The sequence below is a fragment of the Gammaproteobacteria bacterium genome, assembly GCA_013696315.1.
Lineage (GTDB): Bacteria > Pseudomonadota > Gammaproteobacteria > JACCYU01 > JACCYU01 > JACCYU01.
On record JACCYU010000194.1, the window covers coordinates 1 to 5,885 of the forward strand.

The following is a 5,885-nucleotide window of genomic DNA, read 5'->3' on the forward strand; positions in this document are numbered from 1 at the left end:
GCGCGGAACCGGCCGCACCCTTGCGTAAATTTCTCGATGAACTGACCGGCCGCGTGTTGTTCGTCGCCGAATCGGCGGGCCGTCGCGAACACCTGCTGGAAGTGTTGCATGGCTTCGATCTGCGTCCGGCGCAGGTCGATGGCTGGCAGGCGTTTCTGGGCTCCGACGCAAAACTCGCGATTACCACAGCCCCGCTAGAGCAGGGTCTGCTCATGGACGACGCGCAAGATTGCAGCCTCGCCATCATTACCGAGCACGAGTTGTTCGGCGAGCGCGTACAGCAGCGTCGACGCCGGCGCACGGCCAGCCGCGATGCCGACGCCATCATCCGCAATCTCACCGATCTGGTCGAGGGTGCGCCGGTCGTTCACGAGGAACACGGCGTCGGGCGTTATCTGGGGCTTCAACGCCTGGTGGCCGGCGGCGTGGAAGCCGAATACCTGATGCTGGAATATGCCGGCGGCGACAAGCTTTACGTGCCGGTCGCCTCACTGCATCTGGTCAGCCGCTATGCCGGCACCAACCCGGAGAACGCACCGCTGCATCGCCTGGGCGGCGATCAATGGCAGCGCATCAAGCGCCGCGCGGCTGACAAGGCGCGTGACGTGGCGGTCGAACTGCTGGAGATTTACGCGCGGCGCGCGGCGCGGCAAGGCCACAGCTTCGCGGTAGAGGGTGACGATTACGCCGCTTTTGCGGACGCCTTCCCGTTCGAGGAAACGCCGGATCAAATGCGCGCCATCGAAGACGTGCTCAAGGACATGTCGGCGGCGCGGCCGATGGACCGACTGGTATGCGGCGATGTCGGATTCGGCAAGACCGAGGTCGCCATGCGCGCGGCGTTTGTGGCCGCGCAGAATGGCCGGCAGGTGGCCGTGCTGGTGCCGACCACCTTGCTCGCGCAGCAGCATTATCAAACGTTCACCGACCGCTTCGCGGACTGGCCGGTGCACATCGAATCCTTGTCGCGTTTTCAGGCGGGCAAGCGGGTGCGGACGATTACGGCCGGCCTGGAAAGCGGCAAAGTCGATATCGTCATCGGTACGCACAAACTATTGCAGCGGGGCATCAAATTCAAGAATCTGGGGCTGGTGGTGATCGACGAAGAACACCGCTTCGGCGTGCGTCACAAGGAACGGCTGAAGGCGTTGCGCGCGGAGGTCGATACCCTGGCGCTTACCGCCACCCCGATTCCACGCACCTTGAACATGTCGCTGGCCTCTTTACGCGAGTTGTCGATCATCGCCACGCCGCCCTTGCACCGGCACGCGATCAAGACCTTTGTCACGCAGTGGAGCGACACGCTGGTCCAGGAAGCCTGCCGGCGCGAACTCAAGCGTGGCGGTCAAGTGTACCTGCTGCACAACGAGGTCGAGACCATAGCGAAAGTCGCCGCCCAGGCGCGCGCGCTGCTGCCGGATGCGTTAGTAAAATTCGCGCACGGTCAGATGCGTGAGCGCGAGCTGGAGCAGGTGATGCTGGATTTTTACCATCAACGCTTTAATGTGCTGGTGTGCACCACCATCATCGAAAGCGGCATCGACGTGCCCAGCGCCAACACGATTATCATCAATCGTGCCGACAAGCTGGGGCTTGCACAATTGCATCAGTTACGCGGTCGCGTGGGCCGCTCGCATCATCGGGCTTATGCGTATCTGATCGCGCCGCCCAGAACCGCCATGACACAAGACGCGGTCAAGCGCCTGGAAGCCATCGAATCGCTCGAAGACTTAGGCATAGGCTTCACCCTGGCGACGCACGATCTGGAGATTCGCGGCGCCGGCGAACTGCTGGGCGAGGATCAGAGCGGGCAGATTCAGGAGATTGGCTTTACGTTGTACAACGAGCTGCTGGAGCGCGCCGTACGTGCATTACGCGCATGTGAATTGCCGGACGCGAGCGCGAACCCGGCGCACGGCGCTGAGGTCGATCTGGGCGTACCGACGCCACTGCCGGACAGTTACGTGCCTGATGTACATACGCGTCTGGTGCTTTACAAGCGCATCGCGAGCGCGGCGGACGAAGACGAACTGCGCGAATTGCAGGTGGAGATGATCGACCGTTTCGGGCTGCTGCCGGACTATGCGAAGAACCTCTTCGAGGTGACCCGGATCAAGTTGAAGGTCGCGCCTATCGGCGTGTTGAAGCTGGAGGCCGGTCCGCACGGCGGGCGGATACTGTTCGGCAGCAAACCGAACATCGACCTGGAAAAAATGGTGCAACTCATCCGTCGCCGTCCTCAGGTTTATTCGCTGGAAGGCGCGGACAGGTTGCGCTTTCGCGAGCCGATGGTCGACCTTGGGCAGCGGATCGAGACGATTTCCACATTGCTGGACGCCATGACCCTGGACAAGGCCGCCTGAGCCTTGAGATGAAACGGATGCGACGAAACCGCAAGGCATGGTGGCTGTTCTATGCGCCACTATTGAGCATGTGGCTGTGCGCCGCGAATGCCGAACCGATCGCTTATAATGTCGAGCTGCTGGTGTTCAGCCATCTGGATGTACAAATCGCTGGCGGCGCGCCCGCCAAGCCCATTGCACTCCCGTCCGGCACGCTCGAGCTTTCCGACACACGGGCCGGCGACGATTTCCACGCACTTGAGGCCGATGCGTTCAAATTGTCCGCTGCGGCCTCGATCCTCGCCGGTTCCGCGGGCTATCACGTGATCGAACATGTCGCGTGGCAGCAGCCGGGCTGGACCGAGGGCGCGGCCAGACCGCTACACATACACGGGGGCGCCACGTATCGGAGCGCCAACGCTTCGGCGCTGCTTCCAGACGCGACACCGAACGACGCACAATCCAACATCGCCTACCCGTATGCCGAGCGGCAAATGTCGGTCAGCCTCAAAGAACTCGATGGCACCGTTAAAGTGGCTTTGGGCCGCTATCTGCACGTGTACACCGATCTGGTGTATCGCGAGCAGGTAAGCGCTTCCCACGCCGCGCAGCCGGGCAAACACGAGCGACAGCCTGCCAGCGCGCTCTACCAATATCGCGTGCAGAATCAACGACGCATGCGCAGCCGGGAACTACATTACCTCGACCATCCACTGGTGGGTGTGCTGGTGCGAATAACACCGGTGGAAGACCCCGTGCCCCCGCCGGCGTCGGCGCCGGAAAATGAGCCGGGAATTGCCCCTGATGCAATTCCAGACATGAATGGAAACGCGAAAACGCCTTCGGTGGACGCCGAAGATTAGCGAAGTAGCGCTGGTCCACTGTCGCGGGCTCCATAGCGTTCGGGGCGGCAGCGCCAGTATGCTGTGTCTTGCCGCTATGCCTTTAGGAGCAGCACAGACGCGAGCAGGCGCTCGACTTTTTTCATACCGTGATCCAGCGCCCGACGGATCGCCGCCATGCTGATTTCACTCTCGCCGCGCCCTGCCGCCCAGTTCGCGCATACCGCGCAGGTCGCATAGTTCAGTTCCAGTTCTCGCGCCAGCGCGGCCTCCGGCATGCCGGTCATGCCGACCATGTCGCAGCCGTCTCTCTCCATGCGGTCAATCTCGGCGGCGGTTTCCAGCCTGGGACCCTGCATCGCACCGTAGGTGCCAGACTCATATGCATCCAGTCCGGATGCGCGCGCGCCCTGGATCAGCAGCGAGCGCAAAGACTCGCTGTAAGGATGCGAAAACTCGATATGGGTCACGCAACTCAGTTCGCGTTCGAAAAACGTGTGCGCGCGGCCCCACGTGTAGTCGATGATCTGATCGGGGAAGGCGAGCCGCTCTGGATAAATCGCCCGGTCGATGCCGCCCACCGCCGCGATGGCGATCACCTCGGCGACGTACAGATGCTTCAGCGCCCACAGGTTCGCGCGATAATTGATCATGTGCGGCGGAATTGTGTGGCTGTAGCCGTGCCGCGCCAGGAAGATGACCGGTTTCCCGCAAAGCAGCCCGTGAATCACTGGTCCGGAAGGCGTGCCATAAGGTGTGTTCACCACCTCGCGATGCGTAATCTTTAGTCCGTCCAGCGCCGCCAGCCCGGTGCCGCCGATAATCGCCAGCGCGGGCGTGTCACTGACGAGCGCCACCGGACTAGTTTTCCTTTACCGCGTAAATCGCCGGCACATTACGTAGGTATCCCTTATAGTCCATGCCAAAACCGAAGACATAGCGGTCAGCGACCTCAAGGCCGACATAATCGACCACGGCGCGAAGCTGCTTGCGCTCGTGCCGTTTGTTCACCAGCACGGCCGTGGCGACCTGGCTCGCCTGCTGATCGCGACAGTAATCGAGTATTTCAACCAGCGTATGACCCTCGTCCAGGATGTCATCGACGATCAACACGGCACGGTCATTAAGTGGCAACTCGGGTTTTCGTTGCCAGCTGAGAGCACCGCCATGCGTACGGCCGCGATATCGCGTGACGTGCAGGTAATCGACTTCCAGCGGGAAATGCAGGCGCGTGAGCAGGTGTCCCATGATCACCACACCGCCATTCATAACGCACAACACAATCGGATTGGATTGCGCGAAATCCCGCGTAATATCCACTGCCATACGATCCAGCGCAGCCTCAATCTCGCTCTGCCCGTAAACCTGTTCCGCGTCGGCCAGCGGCGCGATCATCTCCTGAATCCGCATTGATACCTGGCCCGCTGGTTCAGACGTGCCCGTGGTGAGACGCGTTTGTCACGCCGAGCAATGGGCCGTGACAAACGCGCTGTAGCCGCTCATACATCCATTTCCAGGGTTGAGCATTCTTCCATCGACCGCACGCGGTGCTCCGCGGATCGCCAGGCGTCTGAGGCGCGCAGTTCGTAAGGGTCGATGTCGTGTTGGCCGTGCAGCCGTGTCAACCGCACTTGCGATGCGGGCGCATCGTAGTCGCCAAGCGCGGCCAGGGCAGCCGCGGCGCCTGATGGATTATTGCAGACCAGCGCCATATCGCAGCCGGCCTTGAGCGCGGCCGCGGCACGTTGACCGTAATCGCCGCCTCGCTCAGCGCCGGCCATGCTCAGATCATCACTGAATATCGCACCCTGAAAACCCAGGCGCTGACGCAGAACCTTTTGTAACCAATAGTCCGAGTAACCCGCGGGCCTGGAATCCGCCTGATCGTAAACGACATGCGCCGGCATGACGCCGGCAAGCCCGTAATGAATCATGCGCTCGAACGGTAAAACATCTTCCAGCATGATGTCGGCCGGCGCGCGCGAATCCACTGGCATCGCTACGTGCGAATCGGCCACGACCGCACCGTGACCCGGAAAGTGCTTGCCGACCGCGGCCATGCCCGCTCGCCGCATGCCGATCATGTAGGCGCGCGCGAGTTCGGCGACGATTTGCGGGTCACGATGAAAGGCGCGATCGCCGATTACACCGCTGACGCCGCGATCCAGATCGAGTACCGGCGCGAAACTGAAATCGACGCCAACCGCACGTAACTCCACGGCCATCAGCCAGCCTGCCTGTTCGGCAGTCTCTAACCCTTGTTCGCGATTACGACTGAATAATTGCCCGAATTTTCGTGGCGCGGGCAAACGGGTGAACCCGGGTCTGAATCGCTGCACGCGCCCACCTTCCTGGTCAACACCTACCAGTAAACGCGGCTTGCGTAATGTGTGGATCTGCGCGGTAAGCTCATGCAACTGATCGACGGAGGCGTAATTTCGAGTAAATAGTATGACACCGCCGGTCTGTGGATGACGCAGCAATTCGTGTTCTTCTGGCGAAAGTGTTGTGCCCAACAAATCGAGCATTACCGGACCGAGCGTCATAGGTGCTATTCACGACGATGATTCGAGCCGGATTGTAGCCGAACCATGCCCGCAAACACCATCCATGGTATTCGCGGGGTGGTCGATGCTGCCTGACGCTTGCTGTCCTTAAGTCGCCGGCGCTAACGCAGTGCTCAGATGATGGTGCACACCGC

General features: G+C 61.3%; 5 protein-coding genes. 2 read left to right on the forward strand and 3 right to left on the reverse strand.

What is annotated here, in order from left to right:
• Positions 1-2,363, forward strand: a 2,363-nt coding sequence (gene mfd / locus H0V34_11390) for a transcription-repair coupling factor (GenBank protein MBA2492265.1), incomplete at its 5' end; no start/stop codon positions are given.
• 17 nt (positions 2,364-2,380) lie between these two features.
• On the forward strand, positions 2,381-3,205 hold the full coding sequence (locus H0V34_11395; protein MBA2492266.1) for a hypothetical protein: 825 nt from the start codon (positions 2,381-2,383) through the stop codon (positions 3,203-3,205).
• A gap of 74 nt (positions 3,206-3,279) precedes the next feature.
• Here H0V34_11395 and H0V34_11400 read toward each other — a convergent pair whose 3' ends face one another.
• The 3 genes from H0V34_11400 to nagZ form a co-directional block, all read right to left on the reverse strand.
• Positions 3,280-4,041, reverse strand: a complete 762-nt coding sequence (locus H0V34_11400; GenBank protein ID MBA2492267.1) for an S-methyl-5'-thioinosine phosphorylase — start codon at positions 4,039-4,041, stop codon at positions 3,280-3,282.
• Between the two features lie 4 nt (positions 4,042-4,045).
• Positions 4,046-4,579, reverse strand: coding sequence for a hypoxanthine-guanine phosphoribosyltransferase (locus H0V34_11405; protein ID MBA2492268.1), 534 nt, complete (start codon positions 4,577-4,579; stop codon positions 4,046-4,048).
• Between the two features lie 104 nt (positions 4,580-4,683).
• Positions 4,684-5,730, reverse strand: a complete 1,047-nt coding sequence (gene nagZ, locus H0V34_11410) for a beta-N-acetylhexosaminidase (GenBank protein ID MBA2492269.1) — start codon at positions 5,728-5,730, stop codon at positions 4,684-4,686.
• Positions 5,731-5,885 lie beyond the last annotated feature (155 nt).